Below are 26,250 nucleotides of genomic sequence, written 5' to 3'. Positions count from 1 at the left end.
TCAGGCCACACGCTTCGGGGGCGCCCCAGCCTGGCCGGATGCCTGCCGGGGGCGAACGTTGCCTGAAGCATGCCGAGTCATGGCTGGTCGAGCACGGCGGCGACGGCTTCGATCTCTACGAGCTGGTCGTCGTAGCCAAGCACGGTGACTCCGATCAGGGTGCTGGGGACGTCGTGGGCACCGAACGCGTCCCGGACCACCTCCCAGGCGGCCACCAGATCTGCCCGGCTCGTTGACGCGACGAGCACCCGGGTGCTGATGACGTCCTCGACCGATGCACCAGCCTCCGTCAGTGCGATCCGCATGTTCTCAACGGCTTTCGCTGCCTGCCCCGCGTAGTCCCCGATGGCTGCCGTTGACCCATCTTCGTTCAACGGGCATGCCCCGGCGAGGAAGATCAAACGTGATTCGGCCGGCGCGGTGGCCGCATACGCGTACTCGGCGACGTCGGACAGCGAGTTGGAACGGATCAGGGTGATGGCACGGACCACAGCAGCTTCCCTTCGGTGCACGTGAGAGCAGTCATGCTCTCAGCTGCCGACGCAGCACGCCGCATCAATTACCTCCGGCGAAGCCGCATCAGGCAGCGTTCGGCACACCGTTCACCCTTGCGCAGAATCCCTCCCCTCCCGCCGAAAGTGGGCACTGCCGTGCAGCGGGCCCGTGCGGCCGGAGCGAGGATCCTCAAAGAGCCACAGCGCGCGGCGTTCGGCGGCTGCCACGGCTACTACCGCACAGGTACGACCGCGGGAGACGACGTACTCACTCTTCCCGGGGCCGCAGATCGACGGCGCACAAGAAGGGGCCGTGCTCCTTCAGCCACGACAGGACCTCGCGCTGCGTCGCACTCAGGTCGAGCGCGTACAGCGGAGGCGTCGCAGGGCGTCCGGACGGAATCCGGGAGTTGCACCGTCATGACGCGGCTCGGACCGCCGCAAGGTGCTGTTTCGGTAAAGGATTCGACATCGACCGTTCAATGGTCTTGTCCTGTGCATGACTCACTGGATGGGATGCGTGGTGACCACTTCGTGAGACTCCGAACCACTCAGGGGGATTCATGCACATAGCCCGTACCGAGCGGCGCGCCGCGGCTCACCCCGCCGCCACTGCCGCCCTCGCCGTCGCCGCCCTGGCGGCCGCTCCGCTGGCCGGCGTCACCACCGCCGCGCCAACCACCGTGCCGCACCCCAAGGCGGTCCCGACCGTCGCCGGGCACAACCTGGTCCACGGCGTGGCCAGCCCGCTCTCCATCGAGCAGTGCCGGGCCAAGTGGAAGATCGCCTGCTACAACCCGCTGCAGTACCGCACCGCGTACAACCTCAACCCGCTGTACCGCAAGGGCATCACGGGCAAGGGGCGCACCATCGTCATCGTCGACTCCTTCGGCTCCCCGACGGTCCAGCACGACCTCGATGTCTACAGCAAGCAGTTCGGCCTGCCCAGCACCAAGGTGAACGTGGTCAAGTGGGGCAAGGTCCCCGTGTTCGACCCCAAGAACCCGGACATGACCGGCTGGGCGGGCGAGACCAGCCTTGACGTCGAGATGGCCCACGCCGTGGCGCCCGACGCCAAGATCGTCCTGGTGGAGACGGCGGTCTCGGAGACCGAGGGCACCACCGGTCTGCCGGAGATGATGGACGCCGAGAAGTACCTGATCGACCACGGGGTCGGCGACGTCATCAGCCAGAGCTTCGGCGCCACGGAGAATACGTTCCCCGGTTTCGGCAAGGGCGACTTCTCCAGCATCAGGAACCTGCGCTACGCCTTCCAGGACGCGTACCGCAAGCACGTGACCGTCCTCGCCTCCTCGGGCGACGGCGGCGCCACGGACCTCAAGGAGGACGGCAAGACCTACTACAAGGAGCGCGTCAACTCCTGGCCCTCCTCGGACCCGTTGGTCACCTCCGTCGGAGGCACCCAGCTCCACCTCAACGACAAGGGCGAGCGCGTCAAGCCGGACAGCGTCTACAACGACAACGGCGCGGGCGGCGGGGGCCAGTCCCACGTCTTCTCCCGCCCGGCCTTCCAGAACCGGGTGAAGAAGGTCGTCGGCGCCCGCCGTGCCACCCCGGACGTGTCGATGGCCGCCGCGGTCAACGGCGGCGCCTGGGTCTACTCCAGCTTCGATCCGACCGCCATCGGCTGGGAGGTCTCCGGCGGCACCAGCGAGGCCTCCCCGCTCTTCTCCGGCATCGTCGCCCTCGCCGACCAGGCGGCCGGCCATCGGGTGGGCAACATCAACGAGGCGCTGTACAACCTCTCCAGGCCCGCCGCGCAACACGACAAGAACACCGGCATCGTCGACGTCAACGACGGCACCGACAACAGCTACGCCGGCGTCACTGGCTACAAGGCCGTCAACGGCTTCGACATGGCCACCGGCGTGGGCACCGTGGACGCCCTCCGCTTCGTACCGGCCCTCGCCAGGGCGAGCCATCACGACTGACGCACCACGCTGCTGACGCAACAGCTCCTGCTTTCCCCGAAGGTTGGCCGACGGACGGTCCGGGTCCGGTACCCGGGCCGTCCGTCGGCCTGCGCAGGTCCGGCGGGGCCGAGCCGGTGATCCGGCCGTGACAGCGCCCGAGGCCGGGGCTGCCGTGACCGTTCGTCTCGGAGCGCACCGCCGGCGCCATCGTCATCTCCCACCCGGGCTGCGCCAGGAGAGGTGGGCTGATCATCAGCGGTGGCGGAACATCAGCCCCGCCGCCCCTCCCCCCGTCCGGCCTTCACGTCGGCCGCGTACTGATCCACGTACTCCTGGCCCGACAGCCGCAGGATCGCGTACGTGATCTCGTCGGTGACGGCTCGCAGTGCCGTCTCGTGGCGCTCCATCCCCGCCAGGCGCGAGAATTCCAGCGGTTCCCCGAATCGGATCGCGACCGGGCGGAGCCTCGGCAGGACCCGTCCCGGGGGCCAGATCTCGAATGTCCCGACCATCGCGCACGGAATCACCGGAGCCTGCGCGGCAAGCGCCATCACCGCGACCCCGACCTTGCCCTTGTAAAGCCGACCGTCGGGGGAACGCGTGCCCTCCGGGTAGATCGCGAGCAGCTCTCCCTTCGCCAGCACCCCCAGCCCCTCCCGGATCGCCGGCTGGCCCGCGGCCCTGCCCGACCTGTCCACCGAAATCTGCCCGGCACCGCGGAGAACGAGCGCGGTCAGCCGGCCCGTGAGGCCCGGCGCCGTGAAGTACTCCGCCTTGGCCAGGAACGTGATGCGCCGTTTCAGGACCGTGGGCATGAGGAGGGGGTCTGCGAACGACAGGTGATTCCCGGCGACGATCGCCGCGCCCTCCGCCGGAACGTGCTCGAGTCCCTCCGCCCGTGGCCGGAACAGCAGCCGCAGCAATGGCCCCAGAAGGAGGTACTTGAGCACGTAATAGAACACTGCCGGCTCCCCACTGCCGCTCCCCTCGGCCCGGGTCCATGTTCCGCCGCGTGCCGGTAGTTCCCGACGGACGAGCTGGCTCATGCGCACGGGCGGTTCGTGGAAGAACCCGAGCGTCTGCGGTTCTGCATTTGTCGTGGCCCGGGTCACCCGCTGTGCCGGTGGCCGTCGGTGGGCCGACGGTGGTGTTCGTGTTGGTGGGCACGGCCCCCGCTCGGGTGCTCGGAAGATGGGCCCGGTTCGTCGTGGTGTGCGGAGGCTTCCGCGACCTGCTTGAGCGCCGATGATGTGGCGGGGTCACCGACCTTGGCGGGCTGCTCGTGCACGTGGTGTCGGGGAGGTTCATGGCGAAAGTGGGAGGGCTCCAGCCTATCGCCGGCACCATAGCGCTCCCACTCGGCGTCGGCGGGCCTGACTTCCCTACCCCCCTGGGCTCCGGCTGGGGCAATGGCAGGGCCGGGTCCGGCCGCGGCAAGCCGTGGGCTGTCCTGCGGCATCTCCTCCTGCACGCTCTGTCCGGGGTGCGCCTGGGTCAGCCAGGCAACGGCCGCGCCGGTGAGCGCCACCGGCCACTCCACCACCCCGGCCACACCGAGCACCCCGGCTCCGGTGTAGATCGCCATCCGGCGGCCGCGTGGCGAGATGGATCCGATCCGGTCCAGGGCACCGCCGACCGCCTTGCCCAGCAGCGGCGCTCCGGGCAGGTGGCGCAGTGCCGAGGTGACGGCCCGCAACGGCTGGGGAAGATCCGACAAACCAGTTCTGACTTGACTCATGTCGAAACTCCACTCCGTGCGTCACCAATGACCCATCCCGGTTTCCCTCCGCACATCCCATATACCGTGTTCATCGGATTCATACCATTCCGTCCCCCTCGGCGTCGGACTCCGATACGAGAGGTGCAGGTGCCGGGCGGTACCGTCTCCGGCGTTCCTCTGCTGCGCCAGGGCCTCCTGGCCGCCGTCCTTCTTGATCGCTGTCGTCTTGCCGTGGTTTTGAGTGATCTCTTGGTTGCTGCCGCTGAAGAACTCCATGAAGGCGCGCACGGTGTCTGTTCCGGTGCGGTCTGGATGAGGCAAGGAGCCGGCACCCCGGCCGGCACTTTGACAGGTGGCCGATACCCGTTACAGGAGTCAGGCTGGAAACCATGAGCGTGCACCCGCCGTCAGTCTCGCCTGGTGCGCTGCCTCTCCTGTCGCCGATGCTCGCGGTGATCGGCCCGCAGCCCACACCTCAGACCGAAGCCGAGTACGCCTACGAGACGCTGTGGAACGGCGCCCGGGTCCTCGCCCACCTGCCCGGCGACGGCACCCTTCGCCTGATCTCGGCGACCGGGCTGGACGTCACCGCCCAGTACTCGGAGTTCCAGTCGCTGGCTTCTGCGCTGGCCGCGCCGGAGGCGGTGCTCGACGGCGAGATCATTACGCTGGACGGCGAGGGGCGCCCTTCGGTGGAGAGGCTGCAGCAACGGATGAGCCTGCACCACCCGGACGCGGTCGCCCACGCGGTAGAGGATCTGCCCGCCCGCCTGATGATCTTCGACATCCTCTATCTCGGGGAGTCGACAGTGCAGCTGCCCTACACCTCGCGCCGGGACCTTCTGGACGACCTCGCCCTGGCCCGACCCGGCATCGCTGTGCCCGCCGCCTGGCCCGCACTCGCCTCCCAGGCCCTTGAGCAATCCCGCCGGGAAGGCTTCGACGGCGTGGTCGCCAAACGGCTCACCAGCCCCTACCTGCCAGGACGCCGCTCCCGCGACTGGATCAAGATCAAGCATCAGGGCTCGGGCACATGAGCCGGGCACAGCAGCCACCCCTCCCCCCTGCGTAGCGGGCGACGCGACAGGCCGGTCCGTCACCACGGGGAAGGTCACCTCCAGGCTGCTGGCCACGCAGGGCCAGGCGGCCGTCGACGACGCACTCGGACCCGTTCGCGAGCACGGCTTCCACGTCGCTCATCCGAGAGTGACGCCGATCTCATCGCCGTCGCGCCTGATCGCCGCCCCCCTTGCCCTGGCTGGGCACCTGCCCCAGGCGAATGGCCCAGTCCGACGCAGTCACACCAGGAGGAGCGGCCAGGCCACCGCGGATGCCCGCGGTCGCCGAACTTCCACGCCTCGGTAAAAAACGAACATCAAGGTACACAAACAGACATAATCGGCATAAAATGAACACGCTGCACACCACCTGGACAAGCGCCAAGACCAGGAGAGCCCCATGGCAACCACCGCTCCCGCCGCAAACCCCCGCGCCAATGCCGCCTTGGCGGCCGGCTGCGACGACTGCAACGGCTGGGGCAGCGTGATCTCCTACTACGGAGGCCACGAACTCTGCCTCACCTGCCAACCCCACGCTGATCAACAGGACCACACACGGCGGTAATGCATCGCGGGCGCAACGATGCATCCGGGCGACATACGTAGAGCCCGCCCGAACGCCCTTTTCCGAAATGGGCGAAGGCCGCTCCAGCGTCCGGCGAACACCCGGGCAAGCGAGCCTCGAGGAGCATGCCACTCGTCGATCGCCCGCCGACGATCAGCGTGAGGTGGTAACGCTCCTGATCATCGACGGGGCTCATCGCGCCAGCGGCGAGGATCCCCTCCACTGTCGCGGCATGGTGGGGGACGGCCTCGGCACGGCAGATGGTGTGGTCGCGGCACAGGTCCACCCGGCGACGGCCGCGGCCCGTGTCAATGGTGGGGGTGCTGCGAAGGGCTGACCGCAGACCGAGCATGCCTTCACCGGTCGGTGGTTGATCCGGGCACTCGCCTGGTGCCGGTCCGGCGCTACGGGCGCCGGCCCGGCATCAACGGCTCGATCCGGTCCCACACGGCATGACTGATCACCAACTGACAGACACATCCCAGCAAGTGCCACAGCCCGGCAAGGGGACACGGCCGAGTCCCGGGTCCGTCCGTCCCGGCGGCGTGGGCCGAGTCCTCCTGCCCGTTGGGTCCCCGGCCCGACTGGGTCTATCGTCGGAACCCTGGGGCCAGCACGAGGAGGACGGCCGGTGATGCCGCAGGACGAGGCCGTGATCGGCTGCACGGGCAAGGTACTCATCGGAACTCGCGGATCCGCGGGCCCCGGCGAGGTCCTGGTGCGGGTCAGGGGCGGCTCCGAGACCTTCCTCGCCTGGTCGGAGGACCCCCTGCCCACGGGGGCAACGGTGCTCGTGATCGAATCACGTGGATGCCGCGAGGTCGGCGTCATCGAGTGGGTGGATCCATTGGACGCGCTCGGCGGCGATGCCGCTGGCGCCGGCTGAGGAGAGCACAAGCATGTTCGGATACCGCGTTCCCGCCCCCGACGAGGCGATGTTGATCTCGGGGGGTCGGCGGGGACTGGGGGGCGCGCCGTTCCGAGTGGTGACGGGGCATGGCAAGTTCGTGCTCCCGATCTTTCGAAAGACCCGATTCCTCACCCTGTCGATGTGCGAGTCCGAGGTCACCGAGACGTGTGTGACCAGGCAGGGCATCGCGTTGCACGTCCGCGCGGTCATCGCCTTCAAGGTCGGCAACGACCACGAGAGCATCATCAACGCGGGCCAGCGGTTCCTCTCCGACCAGGACCAGATGGCGGTGCTGACCGGCCGGATCTTCGCCGGCCACCTGCGGGCCATCATCGGCTCCATGACCGTCGAGGAGATCGTCACCGAGCGGCAGAAGCTCGCCGCGGAGGTCCTGGATACCTCGAAGACGGAAATGGCGAAGATCGGCCTGATCGTGGACTCGCTGCAGATCCAGTCGATCGACGACGGCGACACCGGCTACATCGACGCGATGTCCGCGCCGCACAAGGCGGCCATTCAACGACAGGCGCAGATCGCCCAGGCGCAGGCCACCCAGGCCGCCGCCGAGGCGGAGCAGGAGGCGGCCCGCAAGCAGGCCGAGTACGCCCGGCAGACCGCCGTCGTCAAGGCCGAGTACTCGGCCGAGGTGGACCGCGCCCAGGCGCAGGCCGCGCAGGCCGGACCGCTTGCGCAGGCGCACGCCCAGCAGGAGGTGCTCGCCGCCCAGACGGAGCTGGCCCAGCGCCAGGCCAAGCTGCGCCAGCAGCAGCTGGTGGCCGAGGTCGTGAAGCCAGCCGAGGCCGAGGCCGAGCGGGTCAGGATCCTCGCCGCCGCCGAGGCGCAGCGGATGAAGATCCAGGCCGAGGCTGCGGCCTCCTACGACCGGGTCGCGCTCGACCGGATGCTGATCGACCAGCTCCCGCAGATCGTGAAGGAGGCCGCCGGCGGTCTGGCCGGCGCCAACGTCAACGTCCTGAACGGCGCGGACGGTCTCGGTGAGATCGCCGCCGGCCTGGTTTCCCAGGGACTGACCATCCTGGACTCGGTTCGTCAGAACCTGAATGGCGAGGACTCCGACGGCCGCCGCCCCGAGGAGAGCAAGGGCAACGGCCTGCCCCAGTTGCACGCGAGCAGGGAGAAGAAGTCGAACGATGGCCCGGTGGACGTCGACTGAAACAGTTTGGTGCGCCAGTAATTCAGGGAGTGCTCACTTGCGTATCGATCACGAGCACTGTTGACGCTGGCCGGGCTTGATCATGGCGAAGACCTCCGGTGTGGTGGAGCTGTCTGGGAACGCACCGCCCGGAGGTCTTCGCGTCCCGCCGTGATGCCCGGCTGAGTTGTCTCGTCCCAGCGACAATGAGCAGCCACCGGCCGGCGGAAGTTCCGGGGGCGGCGTCCCATGGTGGTGCGTCCGCCCAAGTACCTGGTAGGCATGGGTCGTGCGCTTCGAGACCGTTCCCATGCCGCCGACCGTTGAGGTCAGGCCCCGCGACAAGCGCGGATATCCCGTTCCGGCGATCACCCCCTGGGAGGGGGAAGAGCCACAGTTCGCGCTCACCGACCACGACCGCAGCGCGGAATGCGCCCGGAAACGGCTGTGCTCGGTCTGCGACGCGTTCATGCCGAAGGGACCGGTGTGGCGCGTGGTCGGCGCCGCGGAGAGTACCGCGATCGCCGAGGCGCTGGCTGCCGGGCGTCCCTACCGCAATCTCGCGCCGACCCTGGAGGGGCCCGGGCACCGCGCGTGCATGCTGTACGCCTCGATGGTCTGCCCGTACCTGGCGCGTCCGAATGCGAGGCGTGGGCTGACGGCCGATGAGCCGGACGAGATGACCACGCATGTCGTCCGGGGCGCCGTACGGGGCGCGAAGGGCGCGGTGGTGGGGTTCGCGGAGTACGAGTACGCGATCACCGGCAGCCAGGTCCTGTTCCGCTTCCTCGACGTGGTCGAGTTCCTCCCGCACGACACGACCGACGCTCACTTGGACGAACTGAGGGCCGAGCTCGCCCGGGCGGCGGAGTGACTCCGCGGCACGGACGAGCCCGGCCACGAGCCCAGTCCCGTTGCGCCGTGCGGGATCAGGGGCGGTAGGCGGCCAGCCCGACGACCGAGGTGACCTTGGTCGGGTGCCCCGGGCCCTTGGCCGGCACGGTCACGGTGCCGCCCGGCGTCCGCACCGCGAGCGTGGTGCCGTCGGGAGACCAGGCCGGCTCGGTGTAGTCGGTGGTGGCGTGCGGGGTGAGGTCCTTGACGGTGTCTGTGGTCAGGTCGTCCATGAGGATGTGGTCGTGCCCGGCGACGGAGCGGACGAAGACGATCTCCTCATCGTTGGGCGACAGCGCGGGCTGCGAGCCCTTGGCGACCTTGCCGCCCTGCTGGCGGAGGTAGTCGTCGCGGATGTAGACGTCCCCGGTGTTGACGTTCGCGTAGACGGAGGTGCCGTAGTGGCCGGCCGCGTTCGGCCAGACGTTGCCGGTCTGCGGCAGGTTCGGCGTACCCGGGCCCGGCTCGCCCGACAAGGGCAGCGTCCTGGGCGTGCCGTGGACGGCCGTGGCAGGGACGTACTTCAACCGGGAGACGCCCTTGGCGCGGGCCGCGAAGATGATGTTGTTCTTGGCGGGGATGCCGTCCCGCTTGTCGGCCGCGGCCACCTGCCAGGTGGGGTGGGACCAGTTCTGGTCACCGGGGTTCTTGGCGACGACGACGCGCTTGCTGCCGTCGGCGTTGGCGACGTCCAGGTTTCCCGCGCCGTCGACGAAGGCGGCCCTGGCGCCGTCCGGCGACCAGGCGAGGTCCCTGACGGGCACGCCGAAGTTCACCCAGCGGCCGTTGATCAGAACGTACTTGGTCCCGTTACTGATCGTCAGAACACCGTGCGAACCGCTCTTGGCCGTTGCGGTGGCACTGGCGGAGCCGGAGGCACCGAGCAGCGCGGTGCCGGTTACGGCAGCGGCCAGGGCGATGGCAGCGGCGGTGTTACGTGTGCGAGCGGACATGGATGGATCCCCCAGGGACGTCGACAGGTGGTCAGTGCATCAACGCCAGAGCCGCTCGCCGTCCCCCGGGCCACTCCAGGCCACTCGGCTGCCTGCTGCTCTGTCCGATGGGGAAAGCCTGTCCGCCCGTGATCTCCGAATTGTCCGGCCCATGTCACAGACCTGTAACACGCCCAGAACGATGCTCAGTTGACGTGCCCGAACGGGCACTTGCGGGCCTGAGGCTGATCCTTCGGAGTGGACACCCCGACAATGGATCTTGATCTTCCAGGGAGGCGGGATCTCCAGGTGGGACGCAAGTCTCCGTCTCCGTCGGCCTTGCGGCGCTCGGGCGGTGCCTGGGGCTCGTCTTCCTTGCGGACCGACGTCCGCAGCGACTCGGCGGTGATGCCGAGGTCCGCCGCCGCGCCTCCAGCGGTCGGATCGCCCGTCAGCACACATCCGACCGCCACGGCCATCACCCCGGCGAACCCGTGCGGTCACAGCACCACACGCAGCCAGTCACCCGAGTGGCGGTACCGCCGGCACTTCCGGAGAGTAAGAAGCGTGAACCGTCACCGACGCCCACCCCGGCGAGCCGCGTGGATCGCGGGCGGGGCCGCCGTGCTCGTCCTCGGCGGCATCGGCCTGTGGACGTTGGTGGCGCCGGACCACGGCACGCCCCACCCGAGGCCGTCGGCCTCGGGCGGCCTGTCCTTGCCGACGGTGAGCCCGCTGCCGTCCTTGGCGCCCCAGCCGCAGACGACGTCGGGCACGGCACAGCCCACATCAACACGCACACCGCAGCCCAAGCCGACGGCGACGGCCCGCCCCCTGCAACCAGCGCCGTCAAGCAGCCCGCCCCGATCGGCTCCCCGCCGGACGCCGGCGGCCCCGCCGCCCGCACCGAAGCCGAAGCTGACATCGACCCCACCCCCGGCACCTACGCCGTCGACGAGGACGGCACCGGAGTCCCCACCGGGGTCGTCCCTGTCCCCTGCGTCACCTCAGCCACGCGCGCCGGCATCGTCGCCCACGTCATCGGCGTCACCCCCGTCGCGGCCGTCACCTGCGTCGACCCGGTGGTACACGAGCACGGTGGCAACGGCTGCCGCTCAGCGAATGGCCGCCGCCGGGGTGGCCGGCGACCCTGCCTGCTCGCTGGCAGCCGTCGGCAGGCCGGATCCGGCGCTGCTCCCGAGGGGCCTCACGTCGGTGGGTACCGGACAGGCCGGCAACTACTGGTGCCTGATCTGGTAGCGCCCTGGGCGGCAGCAGCTGCGTGCGCCCCCAGCAACTGCGCCGGGACCGTCCCACTGCTCGTACAGGCCAGGGCGCGGCTGGCCGCGTCCGCTGGCACTCGCGAAGACGCCCCCCACACGGCGTAGGGGGTGCCCGGCCAGGTGGCGGCCGTCACGATGGCGCTGGTGGAGATGGTGAGCAGGATTGTCCCGGCCCGGTCGATCCTTGGTTCGATGCGCCGGGCGGGCATGTGCAGCGTCGGCCACGACCACACCAGGGCGGCCAGGCCGAGCGGCAGATCGATGCAGAGGGCCCCGGTTGACTGCTGCAAGCGGGCGATCCGTCAGCGTCGGAAGGCCTTGCGCTGTGCTGCCGCGCGGGTGCGGGCCCATGCCTCGGGAAGCTGCCGCTCACGGGCTTCGGCCGCCGCCCCTTCCTGACCGTGCAGCACGCCCCAGGTGAAGCCGGGCTCGCCCGCCGCGTGTGCGGAGAGCGCCAGACGGCGCAGGGCGTCGCGAGCCACGACGCCGTCGTGCTGGGCACCGCTTGCCTGCTGCACCGCCTTGACGCGCTTCCCGAGACGTCGCGCGGGCTTGCCGAGCGCTGGGCGGGCCGCTTCCGCGGCGTAGCGGAGCCTCTTGGCAGCCTTGCGGGCATGGTGGATCGCGGCGTCCCGCTCGGCTCCTGTGGGGATGTCGAGCGCACGGTCCATGCGCTGGGCGAGCCGGCCGTACTCCTTCAGGAGCGCCTTGGTCAGGACTTTCTCGGGTTTGCCGGCCGCCTTGGGGCGCAGCGGCGGCTGATCGGTGAGGGCGCTCAGCCTCTCCAGCAGGTCCAGGTAGCGGGGTTCGGCGAGTGCATCGAGGGTGCGTCGACGGCCTTCGGCCAGCTGCGCGGCGTCCCAGGTCTGCAGCCGTGCGGTGACGGGGCCGAGGACCAGCTCCCCGGGAAGTTCCCGCACACCGGAGGTCAGCCGCTCCCGGAGAACCTCGTGGTCGCGTTCGGTGCCGAGCTCACTGGCGAGCCACCTCAGATCCCGCCGAATCGGGTCGGTGACGTCACGGTCGAGGACGGAGCGGTAGGAGCGAAGGCAGCCGCGCAGACGGCGGGCTGTGGTGCGCATCCGGTGCACGGCGTCGGGCAGGTCGCGACGGACGGCCGGGTCAAGGTCTACGAGGGCGTCGACCAGCCGGTTCACGTAGGCGAGCACGTGGTCGGCAGCCGACCCCGCAGTGACCGCGGAGACCGCCTCTGGCGTCTGCTCCAGCAGGGGCGTGGTTCCCGCCAGGGCGCGCACCACCTTGGAGGGGCTCTGCGCGCGGTCGACACCGTTCTTGCGCAGCGCCTTCTCGATCGCGTCCAAGAGCACGGGGCCGCCGGCGTCGGCAAGTTCGATCTCCATCGCCGTCCACGTCGCGTGCCCACCGTCCTCGAGCAGCGAGCTGGCATCCACCATGTCCATGCTCAGCTTGGCCAGGACGTTTCCCTCGATGTTGCGGAGGTGACGCAAGGAGCGGGTGGTTCGGATCCGCATCACTGGGCGAAGACCTGCCCCGCGGGTGCGGGAGAGGACGAGCTCGCGCAGTTCCTCGGGGACGTCGTGCGACGGCAGCGGGCCCCGGATCTCCTCGCGATTGTCACCCGGCAAGGGCAGTTTCAGGTGCCAGCCGTCGTCCGTGCCGCCCGTCCTGCACCGCAGGGACGCACCGGTACGGGTAAGCCGCAGGTCATCGGTGTCGTAGTAGACGGCGTCCAGCTCCTGCACCTTCCGCCTTGCGATCGAGGCCACCGGGTCCACACCCGTCAGGTCGGGAAGCCATGAGATGTCCTCGGCCGCGGGCGCCGCGTACTTGCGTTCCGTTTCTCGGATCGATGGGGCCATACAGTGCCCCTTCACGCAATCGCATGTCTCAAACCCCTGCGTACATCGCTTTCGGTCCACTTCACAGACGGGTACTGCGGCGCCGTCTCACGTATCCGAGACCGGATTGCGGTAGGCCCCCCGGTGGCCGGTGAGGTAGGGGCCCGCCCAGAGCACGTACACGTACACGTGCAGGCCCAGACACAGGGCAGAGGGCAAGGCCGGTCGGCGACAAGTCCGGCGCCGGCGAACGCGGAGCGCGCAAGGGCATCGCCGTGGTGTGGCGGCTCCGTCGGAACCCCGGGTATGTCCGAAGCACCTTTTGACCTGCGCCCGGTAGCAAACAGGTACCGCGCCGGAACTCTTGTGCCGCACATTCATCCGTGTCGGGAGGCAGACCTCGGGGCCTGGCTCCGAGGCCGGCAGTGCCATGGCCGAGAGCAGAGCAAGCCAATTCGTTTGAACCGGGGTGACACGATGACCGATGACGTCCTTGCTTCCAACCTTCGATTCGAAATCCTCGGCCCGTTGGGCATGCTTTCCGGCGGGAAGCGCATCGACCTCGGCCCACCCCGGCAGCGCGCACTGCTCGCCGTCCTCTTGACCCACGTCGGCCGTGTGGTCCCCCTCACCTCGATCATCAAGGCGATTTGGGGGCACAACCCACCGCGTCAGGTCACAGGGACACTCCAGGCGTATGTCTCACGGTTGAGGAAGGTGCTCAGGCACCATGACCGATCCGTGCAGCTCACCCACCACCTTCATGGTTATCTGCTGGACGCCGACGCCCGGCTGGTCGATGCCGTGGTCTTCGAGGCGAAGGTGAAGGACTGCCGGAGGCTGCTCAAGGCGGGCGATCTGGAGGGTGCGAGCTCGGCGGCCTGGTCAGCCCTGGAGCTGTGGAAGGGCAAGCCTCTTGGGGAACTGTGCGACTACGAGTTCGCGGTGCTGGAGGCGGACCGCCTCGAACAGGTCCGGCTGCGAGCCCTGGATGTGTGGGCGCAGGCATGCCTCCGCATGGGCGCTTACGAGGAGGTGGCCGTCCAGCTCGGTGAGGAACTGCGCCGCAATCCCTCACTGGAGCGGCTGGGCGGCCAGTTGATGACGGCCCAGTACCACTCCGGTCAGCCCGCGGAAGCGCTGCTGACCTACGAACGGATACGCACTGCCGTGGCGGAGGAGCTGGGCGTCGATCTCAGCCGGGAGTTGCAGGACCTGCACGGAGAGATCCTCCGTCAGGAACTCACGGACTCGGCGGTGGCCGGCCCGCCCTCCCGGACCGTTCTCCCGCCACGCACCGCCCAGGCTCCTGAGCCGACGGCGCCCAGGGCGGCTGTGTCTCCTCCGCCCTCGGGCGACCGACTCGTGGGCCGCCAGGGCGAGGTGGAACGACTGCAGGTCCTGCTGGAAGGCGTCCGTCGCGGAAGAGGCCGCCTCCTGCTGGTCCTCGGTGAACAGGGCATGGGAAAGACGCGGCTGGTGCACGAGATGGCGCAACTCGCCGGGGCCGGGGTGTGCGTGGTGCGCTCGTCCTGCAGCGCGGTCCCGTCGTCCCCGGTCTACTGGGTCTGGGAACAGGCCGTTCTGCAACTGGGACGGGAGGACACCGACCGCGGAGCGGACCAGCCGCCGCTCCAGGCCCAGCGGACACCCGAGCAGCACTTCGCCTACCAGATGCAGACCTGTCAGGCCGTGCTCTTGGCCGCGGAACGCGGTCCGCTGATCCTGCTTCTGGAGGACCTGCATTTCGCCGACGTGCGCGTGCTGGAGCTGCTCCATCTGCTGGTCAGGCATATCAGCCACGCCCCGGTGATGGTGCTGGCCACCATGCGCGACCACGAACTCGCCAAGGACCGGGCCCTGCGCCGCGCCGTGGGGCGGATTCTCCAGGAGGGCAACAGCGGCACGGTCCGGTTGAGGGGGCTCACCGAGGGGCAGAGCCGCGAGCTGATCGCCGCGGTCCGGGGGACGATGCCCCCGCAGGACGAGGTGCGCCGCCTGCATCGCGCCTCCGGCGGCAACCCGTTCCTGCTCCACAGCCTGCTCGCCACGCCGACGACGGGCGAGGGGCCGGAGGGACATCCGGTTCCCTTCGAGGCGCGTGAGGTGCTGTACGAGCGGCTGAGCAATTGCTCCGCCGACGCGTTCGACGTACTCACCCTGTGCGCCGTGATCGGTACCCGCGTCCGGCGTCCGCTCCTCGCCGGCGTGCTGTCCTTGCGCGGGCTGCCGCAGAACCTCGTCGACGACGTGCTGCAGACCGGTCTGCTGCGCCCCGATCCCGCCGACGAGGGCCAGCTCACCTTCACCCACGGACTGGTGCGCGACCTCCTGGTGCAGGACGCTCAGCCCCTCATCCGTGCCCGGTGGCACCACGATGTCGCCGCCGTCCTGGCCGCGCGGTTCCAGCCCGGGAACGCCACCGCCGAGATCCGCCACCACTGTCTGCAGGCCTCCCGGGTCCTCGGTGCCGACGAGGGCCTGCGTCCCCTGCTGAACCTGGCGGATCAGGCCCAGCAGCGCTTCTTCCATGCCGAGTCTCTGCGCTACCTGGTGGACGTGGCATCCGTCATCGCGGCGTTGCCCAGGGACGAGCCGACCTCCGCCGTCGAACTGCGTCTGCGCAAGCAGATGATGTGGCTGCACGCCTTGCTGGAGGGCTACGGCTCCCCACGGGTGACGCAGGCCTTCGGGCAGGCCCGGCAGCTGGAGCAGACCTTCGACATCACGCAGCCCACGGAACTGCTGCACACCCAGGCGATCGCTGCGATCGCCGAGGGCCGGTACAGCGCGGCCGCGGAGACCGCCGGTCTGCTACACGAGCTGGCCGAACACGGCGGTGGCGAGGAGGCCAGGTCGGCGGCCTGCTACGCGGATGGGGTCACGCTGCATGTGAGCGGCCGCCTGGACGAGGCACTCGCCGCGCTCGGCCAGGGGGTCGACATCATCGACCGTCTCCTGAACGAGTCCGGCGGGCAGGTAGGCCTGAGCGCTCTCCTGAACGATCAGCGAATCGACTACCGGGCCTACCTGGCACTCACCCACTGGCTCAGCGGTGACCGGACAAGGGCCCAGCACTACCGTTCGGAACTCCTTCAGCTGACCCAGTCCGACCGCTACGACCGGCCGTGGGACCGCGCCTTCGCCCGGTACGTGGACGCACTGCTCGCCGTCGCGGAGGGAGACGTACAGGGCGCCTGGCGGGCCGGCAGGGCCGGGGTGGACCTCACCGCCCGGTGCCAGCTCACCTACTGGCACCGCATGCTCGCCGTTCCGCTGGGCTGGGCCGAGGTGTACGAGGGCAGGACCGAGAGGGGCCTGGCGCGGATACGGAGCGCGGTGCGCGATGCTGCCGGGCACCGGACCCTGCTGCGCCGTACGCTGCATCTCGGGCTGCTCGCCGACGCGCTGCGGCACACGGGCGCCGACGACGCGGCACGGCAGGTCATCGCTCGCGCCGCGCGGGAGATCGAGGAGCGGGGCGAGCACGTCTACTTACGGCCCCAGTGGCCGTTCGCTTCCCTCCTGAGGGAAAACCCCGCCGGAGTACCGTCCGCCCACGCGACACTGACGCTCCGGTAGACGGCCCGATGCGGGGCCCGTATCCACGGCTCCACGAGCGGTGGATACGGGCTCCCTCGACGTGCGGTCCCGCTGCCCGGTCAGGACGCTGACACGTCCGTGCTCGCGGATGCCGCCGGGCTCTGCACGGGCCGGCGCAGCCGGGCCAGCAGCAGGTGTGCCGTGGCGGCCAGCAGCGCCAGGACCAGGCAGGACGCCCAGACGGCGCCCGTACCGACCGCCTGGATCAGCTGCCCGCTGAGCAGTGGCGCCAGGGCCACGGAGACGCTCCACACGGACAGGAACCAGCCCTGGTAGGTGCCTTGACCGTCCGGCGGTGCCAGGGCGGCGACCAGCGCCATACAGGTCGGCCAGACCACGATCTCCCCCAGGCTCCACAGCGCGACGGTTGCCGCGTATCCCGGCACGGAGTGGACGACGGCGGTCAGCCCCAGGCCGATCCCGGTGGTGACGGTGGCCGCGGCCAGCGCCGCCTCGGGGCGCACCCGCCCCGCCAACCGGGTCAAGGGCAGCTGCAACACCGCGATGACCAGGCCGTTCATCATCATGGCCAGGCCGTAGTCCGCCGGGGAGAGCCGGTCTGCCGTCATGGTCAGCGGCAGCGCCACCAGCGGCTGCTGGAAGAGAAGACCAAGCAGCAGAACCGAGCCCAGCAGCACCAGGAACGGCCGGTCGCGGTGGACGCCCCGGGCCGCCCGAGTGGTGGTCTCACCACTCGGCACGGCCGTCTCGGGACGGGTCTCCGGCACCCATCGGTAGACCATGGCCCCGGCAGCCACGTTGGCCAGCGCGTTGACCACGAACAGCGTCACGAAGCCGTGCTCGGCGGCCGTTCCCGCGGCCACGGCGGCGACGGAGAACCCCAGGTTGGTGGCCCAGTAGAGCAACGCATAGGCGCGCGGCCGATCGGCCTGGTCCACCAGGTCGGCCACGGCAGCGGCCCGGGCGGGACGGGTGGCGTTGAGTCCCACGCCCACCACCAGGGTGCCCGTCAGCACCAGGGCCTCGGAGCGCGCCGTGCCGAGCACCACCATGCCGGCGACGGCCATCGCCTCGCTCGCCAGCAGCACCGCCCGGCGGCCGAGACGGTCCGCGAGGACTCCGCCCAGCAGTGAGGCGATTCCGCTGCCGACGCCGAACACGGCGAGGGTGAGGCCGGTGAAGGAGGCTGAGTAGCCGCGCGCGCCGGTCAGGTAGATCGCCAGGAACGGCACCACGAATCCGCCGGCGGAGGTGATGAGCATGCCGCCCCAGAGCCACCAGTAGGTGCGCGGCAGTCCGCCCGCCATGGTCCGGAGCAAGTTCACGAGCCGTGCCGCGCCACGGTGCGCCGCGCCGTGGCGTGTGCTCAACTCTGCTCCTCGTACTCGACGTGCAGCGTCCGGGCGAGGTGGTCACGGAACTTCACCGCCGCCGCGTCCGACTCGTGCCGGGAGAGCACGATCGCCGGATACCCGGACCAGTCCGGGTAGGGCCGGAGCACCGCGCCGGGGCCGACGGTCTGCACCACATGGTCCACCTGCGGGTCGGTACGCACGGCATCCAGGCCGCGCACCCGCTTGATCCGCCCGCCGCTGCCGACCGGTACCAGGTAGGCCGCGACGTGGCCGGCCGGCACCGGCTCCTCGCGCCAGCAGACGGGTTCCCGGCCGAGGTGGATGCGCAGCGCCTCGGCCGCCAGGTCGATCCCGCTGCTGACGTGGACGAGGTGGTGCATGAAGCCGCCGCCTCCGATGCGCGCGCCCATCTCCAGCAACACCGGCCGCACCCCTCCGACCAGCCGCAGTTCGGTGTGCGTGGTGCCCTCCGTGACGCCGAAGGCGTGGTGCGCGTCGACCACCTCCGTCTCGATCGCGGCCAGCACCTCGGCAGGCAGCTGGGCGGGAGCCCGCAGCGTGGTCTCCTCAAAGTAGGGGCCGGTCAGTTCTCCCTTCCAGCTGATGGCGCAGACCCGCACCTGACCGTGGTGAACGAGCGATTCGGCGGAGATCTCCGGCCCGTCCAGGTATTCCTCGACCAGCACACCGGCCTCCTCGGCCGGTCCGCCGGCCCGGCCCAGGTGGGTCTCGACGAGTTCCCAGGTGCGGGCGACGGCCTGCTTCAGGCTGTCCTTGTCGTCGACGCGGATCACGCCGAGGCTGGAATAGCCGTTCGCCGGTTTGACCACGACGGGAAACCGCAGGGTCAGCGCGTCGGTCCAGCCGTCCGGGTCGTCTATGACCGTGAAGCCGGGCGCCCCGAGGCCGGCACCCCGCAGCCGCTGCCGCATGCTGCGTTTGTCACGGACCACCGCGGCCGCCTCCTCGGACAGGCCGGTGAGACCCAGTACTCGTGCGGCTCGCGCCACGAACGGCACGACCTTCTCGTTGCCCGCCATGATTCCCTCGAAGGGTTGCTGCCGGCAGCGGCCGGCGAGTGCGGACAGTGCCCCTTCCGGGTCTGCGTCGATGTCCAGCGGCAGCACTTCGACCACCGCGTTGGCCCGCCCGGCCGACTCCGCCGAGTCGTCCCCCCGTGGAACGAGGATCAGGTCGATCCCGGCGCGCTCGGCGGCATCGAAGACCCACGGGAGGGTGGACAACTGACCGACGAGGACGAGTTTGGGACGCTGTGGCATGACGGTTCTCCGAGGGTTCGGCTGCGTGGGCGGGGCCTGGGGCACGGCGCGCCTGCCCGTACGGCCCGGGCCCAGGTTGTTCCGGCGGTCTTGGCGTCGGCTTGCAGACCGTTTGACGTGGGGGTTCCGGTGGAGCGGTCAGTGGACGCGGCCGTCCGGATCGGTCCGGCTGAGCACCGACCGCAGCCCTTCGGCCAGTTCGTCCGCGTCCTCGCGGGTGAAGACCAGCGGAGGGTTGATCACCAGGGCGTAGGGGTTGGTGCGCAGGATGATGCCGGCCTGCTCGCGCAGTGCGTCCGCCACCTCGAGAGTGCCGTGCGGCAGCGGCCGGCGCTGTTCCTGGTCGGACGTCAGTTCCACCGCAAGCATCAGGCCCAGCCTGCGGACCTCGGCCACGACCGGCAACCCGGTGAGCTCCGCGAGCCGCCGGCCCAGGTGGTCGCCGATCGCCGTGGCATTGGCCGGCAGCCCCTCGCGTTCGATGATGTCGATGTTGGCCAGCGCCACCGCGCAGGCCGTCGGGTGGCCGGTGTAGGTGTAGCCGACGGGGAAGCCGTGGTCGCCGGTCACCTCGGCCGCGACCTCCTCGGTCGTCAGGACGGCGCCGTGCGGCAGGTATCCGGAGGTGATCCCCTTGGCCGTGACCATGATGTCGGGCGTCACGCCGAAGTGCTCCGCGGCGAACCAGTGCCCGGTGCGCCCGTATCCCGTGACCACTTCGTCGGAGATCAGCAGGATGCCGTACGAGCGCAGGAGTTCGGCGATCCGCGGCCAGTAGTCGGCGGGCGGGACAATTGCGCCGCCGCCGCCCATGACCGGCTCGCCGATCATCGCGGCGATCCGCTCCGGGCCGATCCGCTCGATGGCCGCGCGCAGTTCGGCGACGCAGAAGTCGGTCACGTCGGCGCCGTCGAACAGTTCCCGGCGGTAGGGGTGCGGCGGCGTCAGGAAGTGGACGTCCGGCAGTGAGGGGCCGAATCCGTCGTGGTAGACCGGGAATCCGGAGACTCCGCCGCTGCCGTAGCCAATGCCGTGGTAGGCCATCCGCCGGGACAGGACCCAGGTCCGTTGTGTCTCGCCGCGCCGGTGGTGGTAGAGACGCGCCATCCGCAGCGCGATCTCGTTGCCCTCGGCTCCGCCGCTGGTGAAGTACACCCGGCTCAGCTCTCGCGGGCTCAGCTCGGTCAGCCGCGCGGCCAGTTCGACGGCGCGGTCGTTGCTGACGGTTCCCCAGGTGTGGAAGTACTCGAGCCGGATCATCTGCTCGGCCGCGGCCCGCGCGAGTTCCGGGCGACCGTGGCCCACCTGGCACACCCCGAGCACGGCCGAGGCGTCCAGGTACTCCCGCCCGGCGGCGTCACGGACCCGGCTGCCGGAGCCGGAGACCAACACGGTCCGGTCGGCGCGGTGCGCGGGCAGCGTGGGGTGGATGAGCGTGGCACGGTCCGTGGCGGCGAGCCCGGCATCGAGCGCACCGGGCACGGCGGAGGTTGCAGAGGTCACGAGGGGCTCCTTCGGAACGGCTGGGGCTCGTTCCCACCCTCACCGCGGCCGCTTGCCGGACGCTGGACGTCCCGCTGCGCACTTGCGGGCCACCTCCAGCCGGGGACAAGCCGCGTTCGTGCCGGCCGGCAGGCGCCGCGTCAAACGGATACCAAGAGTTCGGTGGAACGGTGGAGCCGCCTTCTCGCACCTTCACGCGTCGGCGCTGCGACCCGAAAGGACCACGGTGAAGTCCATACTCTTCTACCTGCCCACAGTCGGCAGCCACGATCAGATCCTGCGCGGCATGTCGGGCGTCAACCCGCGGAACTACCAGAACATGCTGTGGCAGCTCACCCGCCAGGCACAGGCCGCCGACGAACTCGGCTACTGGGGGCTGTCCTTCACCGAGCACCACTTCCACATCGAGGGTTTCGAGGTATCCAACAACCCGATCATGCTGGGCCTGTACCTGGGCATGCAGACCAAGCACATCCGGGTCGGCCAGATGGCCAACATCCTGCCCTTCCACAACCCTCTGCGGCTCGCCGAGGATCTGGCGATGCTGGACCACATGACGCGCGGCCGCACCTTCGTCGGTATCGCCCGGGGCTTCCAGAAGCGCTGGGCCGAGATCATGGGCCAGGTGTACGGGGTCGGCGGAACACTCTCGGACGCCGGCGAGAACGACCTGCGCAACCGCGCACTCTTCGAAGAGCACTGGGAGATCCTCAAGAAGGCGTGGACCACAGAGACCTTCTCGCACTCCGGCGCCCAGTGGACGATCCCGGTCAAGGACCTGGAATTCCCCTACGACGCGGTGCGCCGGTACGGCAGCGGAGTCGACGAGAACGGGATCGTCCAGGAGGTCGGCATCGCTCCCAAGCCGTACCAGCGGCCCCATCCCCCGGTGTTCCAGCCGTTCAGCTTCAGCGAGGACACCTTCCGGTTCTGCGCCCGTGAGGGCGTGGTGCCCATCCTCATGAACACCGACGACCAGGTCGTGCGGCGCCTGATGGACCTGTACCAGGAGGAGGCCGAGGCGGCAGGGCACGGCAGCTTGCGGCGCGGTGAGAGGGTGGGCGTGATGAAGGACGTCCTGGTGTCCCGGGACGCCGACGAGGCCCACCACTGGGCGGCGCGCGGGGGTGGCTTCATCTTCGAGAACTGGTTCGGCCCCATGGGCTTCACCGAGGCACTGCGCAACGTCGGTGAGACGGGGCCGATCGGCGCGGACTACGGGACGCTGGTCGAGCGGGGCCTGGAGTGGGTCGGCACCCCGGACGACATCAATCGCAAGATCGAAAAGCTGGTGGAGAAGCACAACCCGGAGTACCTGCTCCAGTGCCAGTACTCGGGCCTGGTCCCGCACGACGTGCAGATGCGCAGCCTGGAGCTGTGGGCCACCGAGATCGCGCCGAACTGGCTGTGAGCAGGAGTACGGTGGCCGACAACGACATCTTCGAACTCGGCGATCTGCCACTGCTCAGCGGCCGGACCCTGAGCGACGCGCGGATCGGCTATGCCGTGCACGGGAGTCTGCGCCCGGACGGCACCAACGCCGTGCTGTGCCCGTCCTTCTTCGGCGGCGACCACACCGGCTACGACTGGCTGATCGGAGCGGGCCGGCCGCTGGACACCCGCCGGTACTGTGTCATCACCACGGGCCTGTTCGGCAACGGGGTCTCCAGCTCTCCCAGCAACCACGCGTCGGGGGCGGGCTTCCCGCTGATCACCCCGCAGGACAACGTCACCGCACAGCACCGGCTCCTGACCGAGCATCTGGGCGTCCGGGAACTGGCCCTGGTCACCGGATGGTCGATGGGCGCGGCGCACACCTACCAGTGGGCGGTCTCCCACCCGGAGATGGTACGCCGGATCGCGCCGGTCTGCGGTTCCGCGGTGACCAGCGAGCACAACCAGGTCTTCCTGTCCGGTCTGGCCGCCGCACTGGCCGCCGACGGCGGCGCGGAGCGGGGACAACGGGCCGCGGGCCGGGTCTTCGCCGGATGGGCGGCCTCACACCCCTTCTGGGCCCGGCATGCCTACCGGGAACTGGGCTTCGCCGGCAGGGAGGACTACCTCACCGGGTTCTGGGAGCCGTTCTTCGTGGCCGGACCGGCCCCCGCGGACCTCCTGGCCATGGTGCGCACCTGGGAACACGCAGATGTGGGCGCGACCCCCGGCTTCGACGGCAGTGCCGAGGCGGCGCTGTCCTCGGTCACGGCGGAGGCCGTGCTGCTGCCCGGCGCCCTGGACCAGTGCTTCGCGGTCGCGGACGAGGAGTGGGCCGCGGGGCTGCTGCCGCACGCGACCGTCGAGGTGATCCCCGGGGTGTGGGGACACCTGGCCGGAGCCGGAGCGAATCCCGCCGACCGGGACTTCGTCGGCGGTGTGCTGCGCCGGCTGCTGGCCCACCGGACGACGACCGCCGCTGTGCCCGGCACGTGACGGTCTGCGCCACACGGAGAAGCGGACGGTGCCCAGGGCACCGTCCGCTTCCTTTTCGAGGGCGAGCCGTCACGTCGAATAGTCGGCGTTCAACCGCACGTAGCCCTCGGTCAGGTCGCAGCCGTACACGGTGAACGCCCCGTGTCCGATGCCGAGTTCGATGCCGATGACGACCTCGCTGCCCGCCAGTTCGGCGGCGACGGCGGCCCGTACCTCGTCCTCGTCGCACGCGTCGGACGGTCCGGGCGGATAGACCGCCACGTCACCGAAGCGGATGACCACCCGGTCCTGTTCGATGTCGGTGTCGTCGGAGCACTTGCCGATCGCCATGGCGACCCGGCCCCAGTTGGGATCGCCGCCGTGCACCGCGGTCTTGACCAGCGGGGAGTTGACCACCGCCTTGGCCACGCGCTTGGCCTGGGAGTCGTCCCGGGCCCCGCCCACCCGCACCTCGATCAGCTTGCCCGCTCCCTCGCCGTCCCGGGCGATGTCCTTCACCAGCGTCAACGCCACTTCGTACAGCGCTTCTTCGAAGGCGGCCGAGCTCACGTCGCCCGCCAGGCCGTTGGCGAAGAGGGCAGCCGTATCGCTGGTGGAGGTGTCGGTGTCGATGCTGACGGCGTTGAAGGTCCGGTCCATCACCCGGCGGAAGATGCGGTCCTGCTCCTCGGGGTCCAGCCGGGCGTCGGTGGCGAAGAAGGTGAGCAGGGTGGCCATGTCGGGTTCCATCATCCCGACCCCTTTGGCGATGCCGACCAGGACCGCGTCACCGATACGCCGGCGGACCAGCTTGGGCCGGGTGTCGGTGGTCATGATGGCTCGGGCGGCCCGGTCGAAACCGCCCTCGGGCAGCGGCGCGGCCAGCCTCTTCAGGTGGTCGCGGATGGCGGGCATCGGATACTGACGGCCGATCACACCCGTGGAGGCGATCAGCAGTTCGTCCTCGGGGACCCCGGCCGCCCGGGCCGTCAAGGAGCGCACCTCGCGGGCGTTGCGCTCCCCCTCCGCCCCAGTGGCGACGTTTGCGTTGCGGGCCAGCACCACCACCCCGCGGGCGCTTCGGTCCGCGCAGGCGGCACGGCTGATCACCACGCTGGGGCCCGCGAAACGGGATCGGGTGAAGACCGCGCTCACCGTGGACTGCACGGTGGACATCAGGACGGTGAAGTCGTCGCGTCCATCGTCCAGCAGACCGACCGGGGCGGTGTGCACCGCGAAACCCCTCGGTGCGTAGCCGTCGTTGTCTGTCATGCTCATTCCTCTCCCGGAGCAGGCGCACGGGCTGCGTACTAATGATCCATACCATGCGATGCATACCAATGCGATCCCAGTCACGCTTCGGTGCGGGCGTACGCGCGGGGAGCCGGGCGGCAGGGGAGTTCTCGCTCCTGTGCCGCCCGGCCCCCGAGGTGGTGCCGCGGTCAGCCGCGCGGGGTGAAGGCCACCACGTCGCCCGCGCGCTCCGCGCCGGACAGCTGCCCGTTGCGGTCGGTACGGATGTAGACCCGGTGCAGCCAGCGGTCCCGGCCGTCCCAACGCGGGGTGAAGGGCGTACGGGCATGCGTGGTACGGAAGTTGTCGACGATCAGTACGTCACCGGGGGTGAGGTGGACCGCCTCGGTGACCTCGTCGAGCGCCTTCGACAGCGCGTCGACCGCCTTCGCGTCCTCGAGTTCGGTCGGGTTGAGCAGTTCACGGTCGTAGCCGAGGAAGGGGTCCTCCGGATCCCCGTACAGCGGCTTCACCCGCGCGATCGCCCCCGGGTCCGGTACGCCGCCGCGGAAGGCGACGTCCACGCAACACGGCATCTTCCGGTCGTACAGCCATTCACGGACCTCGGAGGAAAGCCGCGGCAGTGCCTTGCGGACCGAGGCGACGAGGGTGGCCGCCCTGCGCTCGTGGTCGGCCCGGGAACAGGCCAGCATCACGTAGTTGGGCTGCAGGACGTGGTAGGCCATCTCCGTGTGGAACTCCAGCAGTGTCTCGGAAGTCTCCGAGGACAGGTGATGTGCGTTCGGGGAGGGATACACGTCGTGGTAGACGGTGCCCGAGCGCAGCTCCTGGTAGCCGGTGTGCACGCCCAGGCGGCGGCCGATGATGCCGAGCATGGCCTCCATGCCCAGCAGCGGACGGTCCACCGGGGCCGGGGTGGTGCTCGGGGTGGGCGGCAGGGCGTCGTCCTCCTCCACGGGCAGACCGCGCAGCAGCAGGTAGCCGTCCTCGTTCCCCTGGGCGTTGAAGGAGTCCAGCGTGCTCGCCAGAGCGGCGGGCAGGTCGGTGGCGGCCGCCTGCGCGGAGTCGAGGAAGGCGTACAGGTCGGCGCGGGGGATCCGGGGCAGCCGCTCGGTGAGGGCGCGCAGTTCCCCGGCGTATGCGGTGCAGTCCACGACTGTCACAGGGAATTCCTTTCGTGGGCGTGGGCGCGGGCGTACTGGTGAAGGAGCTCCGCGCCGATTTCGGTGGCGAGGATGGAAGTGATGCCGCCGTGGTCGTAGAGCGGCGAGACCTCCATGACGTCGAACCCGACCGGACGCAGGTCCCCCACACCACGCAGCAGGGCCAGCACCTCGCGGGAGGTGGGGCCGCCGGGGGCCGGTGTGCCGGTACCCGGGGCGAAGGCCGGGTCCACGACGTCGACGTCCACCGAGACGTAGACCGGTGCGTCGCCGACGATCCCGCGCACCAGTCGCGCACCGGCGTCGCTGTCGAGCGTGGAGAACTCGTCGGCGGTGACGATGCGTACACCGTGCTCGCGGGCGTAGTTGAGTGAGTCGGGCCGTGGGTTGTGTCCGCGTATGCCGATCTGCACCATCCGCTGCGGATCCACGAGCTTCTCGTCGATGGCGTGGCGGAACGGGGTGCCATGGTGGTACTCGCCGCCGTAGAAGGCGGGATTGGTGTCGCTGTGCGCGTCGAGGTGGAGCACGGCCAGCGGCCCGTGCTTGGCTGAGACGGCCCGCAACGCGGCGAGCGTCAGCGAATGGTCTCCGCCGAGCATGAGGAACGCCGCGTTGTCGGTGAGCAGTTCGGTCAGCCGTCGCTGGGCGGTGTCCATCGCGATGTGCATGTTGAACGGGGTCAGATCGATGTCGCCGGCGTCGGCGCAGCGGATCAGGTCGAAGGTGCCGGGTCCGCGGTCGATGCCCACGCCGTGGATGAGCCCGGACTCGTTGCGGATCGCGCGGGGGCCGAAGCGTGCGCCTGGCCGGTAGCTGGTGCCGCCGTCGTACGGGGCGCCGATCACCACGACGTCCAGGCCGCTGGGGGCCGGGTCGTGGGGCAGGCGCATGAAGGTGGGGATCTGTGCGTAGCGGGGGGAGACGTTGATGTCGATGCGTTCCACGCCGTCGTGGCT

At 70.0% G+C, this 26,250-nt stretch carries 22 protein-coding genes; 9 read left to right on the top strand and 13 right to left on the bottom strand.

The window, feature by feature from the left end; all coding sequences use genetic code 11:
* Window positions 1-77: 77 nt before the first annotated feature.
* A complete protein-coding gene (locus tag ACH4UM_RS31725) occupies window positions 78-491 on the bottom strand; it encodes a RidA family protein (protein ID WP_398186805.1) in 414 nt (137 codons plus the stop codon).
* A 566-nt stretch (window positions 492-1,057) separates the two neighbouring features.
* On the opposite strand from ACH4UM_RS31725, the gene ACH4UM_RS31720 reads away from it, so the two are divergent.
* Entirely contained in the window at window positions 1,058-2,446 is a 1,389-nt protein-coding gene (locus ACH4UM_RS31720) for a S8 family serine peptidase (protein ID WP_398186803.1), read from the top strand.
* Between the two features lie 251 nt (window positions 2,447-2,697).
* Here the strand turns inward: ACH4UM_RS31720 and ACH4UM_RS31715 are convergent, their stop codons facing one another.
* The 3 genes from ACH4UM_RS31715 to ACH4UM_RS31705 form a co-directional block, all read right to left on the bottom strand.
* Window positions 2,698-3,390, bottom strand: coding sequence for a lysophospholipid acyltransferase family protein (locus tag ACH4UM_RS31715; protein ID WP_398186800.1), 693 nt, complete (start codon window positions 3,388-3,390; stop codon window positions 2,698-2,700).
* A 146-nt stretch (window positions 3,391-3,536) separates the two neighbouring features.
* The gene (locus ACH4UM_RS31710; protein WP_398186797.1) at window positions 3,537-4,166 is read right to left on the bottom strand and encodes a hypothetical protein; all 630 of its coding nucleotides are present in this window, start codon (window positions 4,164-4,166) and stop codon (window positions 3,537-3,539) included.
* 21 nt (window positions 4,167-4,187) lie between these two features.
* Entirely contained in the window at window positions 4,188-4,424 is a 237-nt protein-coding gene (locus ACH4UM_RS31705; RefSeq protein ID WP_398186794.1) for a hypothetical protein, read from the bottom strand.
* A 113-nt stretch (window positions 4,425-4,537) separates the two neighbouring features.
* Between ACH4UM_RS31705 and ACH4UM_RS31700 the strand changes: the two genes are divergently transcribed.
* The 5 genes from ACH4UM_RS31700 (at window position 4,538) to ACH4UM_RS31680 (ending at window position 8,708) form a co-directional block, all read left to right on the top strand.
* Window positions 4,538-5,185 carry a hypothetical protein gene (locus ACH4UM_RS31700; protein ID WP_398186791.1) on the top strand — a complete coding sequence of 216 codons (648 nt, stop codon included), beginning with the start codon at window positions 4,538-4,540 and terminating at the stop codon, window positions 5,183-5,185.
* A gap of 421 nt (window positions 5,186-5,606) precedes the next feature.
* Entirely contained in the window at window positions 5,607-5,771 is a 165-nt protein-coding gene (locus ACH4UM_RS31695; RefSeq protein WP_398186789.1) for a hypothetical protein, read from the top strand.
* Between the two features lie 634 nt (window positions 5,772-6,405).
* Window positions 6,406-6,657 carry a hypothetical protein gene (locus ACH4UM_RS31690; protein ID WP_398186787.1) on the top strand — a complete coding sequence of 84 codons (252 nt, stop codon included), beginning with the start codon at window positions 6,406-6,408 and terminating at the stop codon, window positions 6,655-6,657.
* Window positions 6,658-6,670: 13 nt separating this feature from the next.
* On the top strand, window positions 6,671-7,855 hold the full coding sequence (locus ACH4UM_RS31685) for an SPFH domain-containing protein (RefSeq protein WP_398186784.1): 1,185 nt from the start codon (window positions 6,671-6,673) through the stop codon (window positions 7,853-7,855).
* A gap of 268 nt (window positions 7,856-8,123) precedes the next feature.
* Window positions 8,124-8,708 (top strand): hypothetical protein, encoded by a 585-nt coding sequence (locus tag ACH4UM_RS31680; protein WP_398186781.1) that lies wholly within the window; start codon window positions 8,124-8,126, stop codon window positions 8,706-8,708.
* 55 nt (window positions 8,709-8,763) lie between these two features.
* Here the strand turns inward: ACH4UM_RS31680 and ACH4UM_RS31675 are convergent, their stop codons facing one another.
* The 3 genes from ACH4UM_RS31675 to ACH4UM_RS31665 all read right to left on the bottom strand — a co-directional run bounded on the left by ACH4UM_RS31675 (window position 8,764) and on the right by ACH4UM_RS31665 (window position 12,784).
* On the bottom strand, window positions 8,764-9,681 hold the full coding sequence (locus tag ACH4UM_RS31675; RefSeq protein ID WP_398186780.1) for a hypothetical protein: 918 nt from the start codon (window positions 9,679-9,681) through the stop codon (window positions 8,764-8,766).
* 554 nt (window positions 9,682-10,235) lie between these two features.
* Window positions 10,236-10,436 carry a hypothetical protein gene (locus ACH4UM_RS31670; RefSeq protein WP_398186777.1) on the bottom strand — a complete coding sequence of 67 codons (201 nt, stop codon included), beginning with the start codon at window positions 10,434-10,436 and terminating at the stop codon, window positions 10,236-10,238.
* Between the two features lie 809 nt (window positions 10,437-11,245).
* On the bottom strand, window positions 11,246-12,784 hold the full coding sequence (locus tag ACH4UM_RS31665) for a CHAD domain-containing protein (RefSeq protein ID WP_398186775.1): 1,539 nt from the start codon (window positions 12,782-12,784) through the stop codon (window positions 11,246-11,248).
* A 456-nt stretch (window positions 12,785-13,240) separates the two neighbouring features.
* Here ACH4UM_RS31665 and ACH4UM_RS31660 point away from each other — a divergent pair, with 456 nt between their 5' ends.
* Window positions 13,241-16,345, top strand: a complete 3,105-nt coding sequence (locus ACH4UM_RS31660; RefSeq protein ID WP_398186772.1) for a BTAD domain-containing putative transcriptional regulator — start codon at window positions 13,241-13,243, stop codon at window positions 16,343-16,345.
* Between the two features lie 80 nt (window positions 16,346-16,425).
* Here ACH4UM_RS31660 and ACH4UM_RS31655 read toward each other — a convergent pair whose 3' ends face one another.
* The 3 genes from ACH4UM_RS31655 to ACH4UM_RS31645 form a co-directional block, all read right to left on the bottom strand.
* Window positions 16,426-17,697, bottom strand: coding sequence for an MDR family MFS transporter (locus tag ACH4UM_RS31655; protein ID WP_398186769.1), 1,272 nt, complete (start codon window positions 17,695-17,697; stop codon window positions 16,426-16,428).
* On the bottom strand, window positions 17,694-18,962 hold the full coding sequence (locus tag ACH4UM_RS31650; RefSeq protein WP_398186768.1) for an ATP-grasp domain-containing protein: 1,269 nt from the start codon (window positions 18,960-18,962) through the stop codon (window positions 17,694-17,696). The genes ACH4UM_RS31655 and ACH4UM_RS31650 overlap by 4 nt, the downstream gene beginning before the upstream one ends.
* Before the next feature lie 138 nt (window positions 18,963-19,100).
* On the bottom strand, window positions 19,101-20,465 hold the full coding sequence (locus ACH4UM_RS31645; protein ID WP_398186765.1) for an aspartate aminotransferase family protein: 1,365 nt from the start codon (window positions 20,463-20,465) through the stop codon (window positions 19,101-19,103).
* A gap of 226 nt (window positions 20,466-20,691) precedes the next feature.
* Between ACH4UM_RS31645 and ACH4UM_RS31640 the strand changes: the two genes are divergently transcribed.
* The gene (locus ACH4UM_RS31640; RefSeq protein WP_398186762.1) at window positions 20,692-21,876 is read left to right on the top strand and encodes an LLM class flavin-dependent oxidoreductase; all 1,185 of its coding nucleotides are present in this window, start codon (window positions 20,692-20,694) and stop codon (window positions 21,874-21,876) included.
* 11 nt (window positions 21,877-21,887) lie between these two features.
* Window positions 21,888-22,895 carry an alpha/beta fold hydrolase gene (locus ACH4UM_RS31635; RefSeq protein ID WP_398186758.1) on the top strand — a complete coding sequence of 336 codons (1,008 nt, stop codon included), beginning with the start codon at window positions 21,888-21,890 and terminating at the stop codon, window positions 22,893-22,895.
* 69 nt (window positions 22,896-22,964) lie between these two features.
* On the opposite strand, the gene argJ is transcribed toward ACH4UM_RS31635, so the two are convergent.
* The 3 genes from argJ to speB form a co-directional block, all read right to left on the bottom strand.
* Window positions 22,965-24,146, bottom strand: coding sequence for a bifunctional glutamate N-acetyltransferase/amino-acid acetyltransferase ArgJ (gene argJ, locus ACH4UM_RS31630; protein ID WP_398186756.1), 1,182 nt, complete (start codon window positions 24,144-24,146; stop codon window positions 22,965-22,967).
* 170 nt (window positions 24,147-24,316) lie between these two features.
* On the bottom strand, window positions 24,317-25,291 hold the full coding sequence (gene cs1 / locus ACH4UM_RS31625; protein WP_398186753.1) for a clavaminate synthase Cs1: 975 nt from the start codon (window positions 25,289-25,291) through the stop codon (window positions 24,317-24,319).
* A complete protein-coding gene (gene speB, locus ACH4UM_RS31620) occupies window positions 25,288-26,238 on the bottom strand; it encodes an agmatinase (RefSeq protein ID WP_398186750.1) in 951 nt (316 codons plus the stop codon). Before speB ends, cs1 begins: the two co-directional genes overlap by 4 nt.
* Between the last annotated feature and the right edge of the window lie 12 nt (window positions 26,239-26,250).

The organism is Streptomyces sp. NPDC020801, assembly GCF_044334385.1.
Classification (GTDB): Bacteria; Actinomycetota; Actinomycetes; order Streptomycetales; family Streptomycetaceae; genus Streptomyces.
The sequence above is the reverse complement of the archived record's forward strand: the minus strand, read 5'-3'. Positions and strand labels throughout refer to the sequence as shown.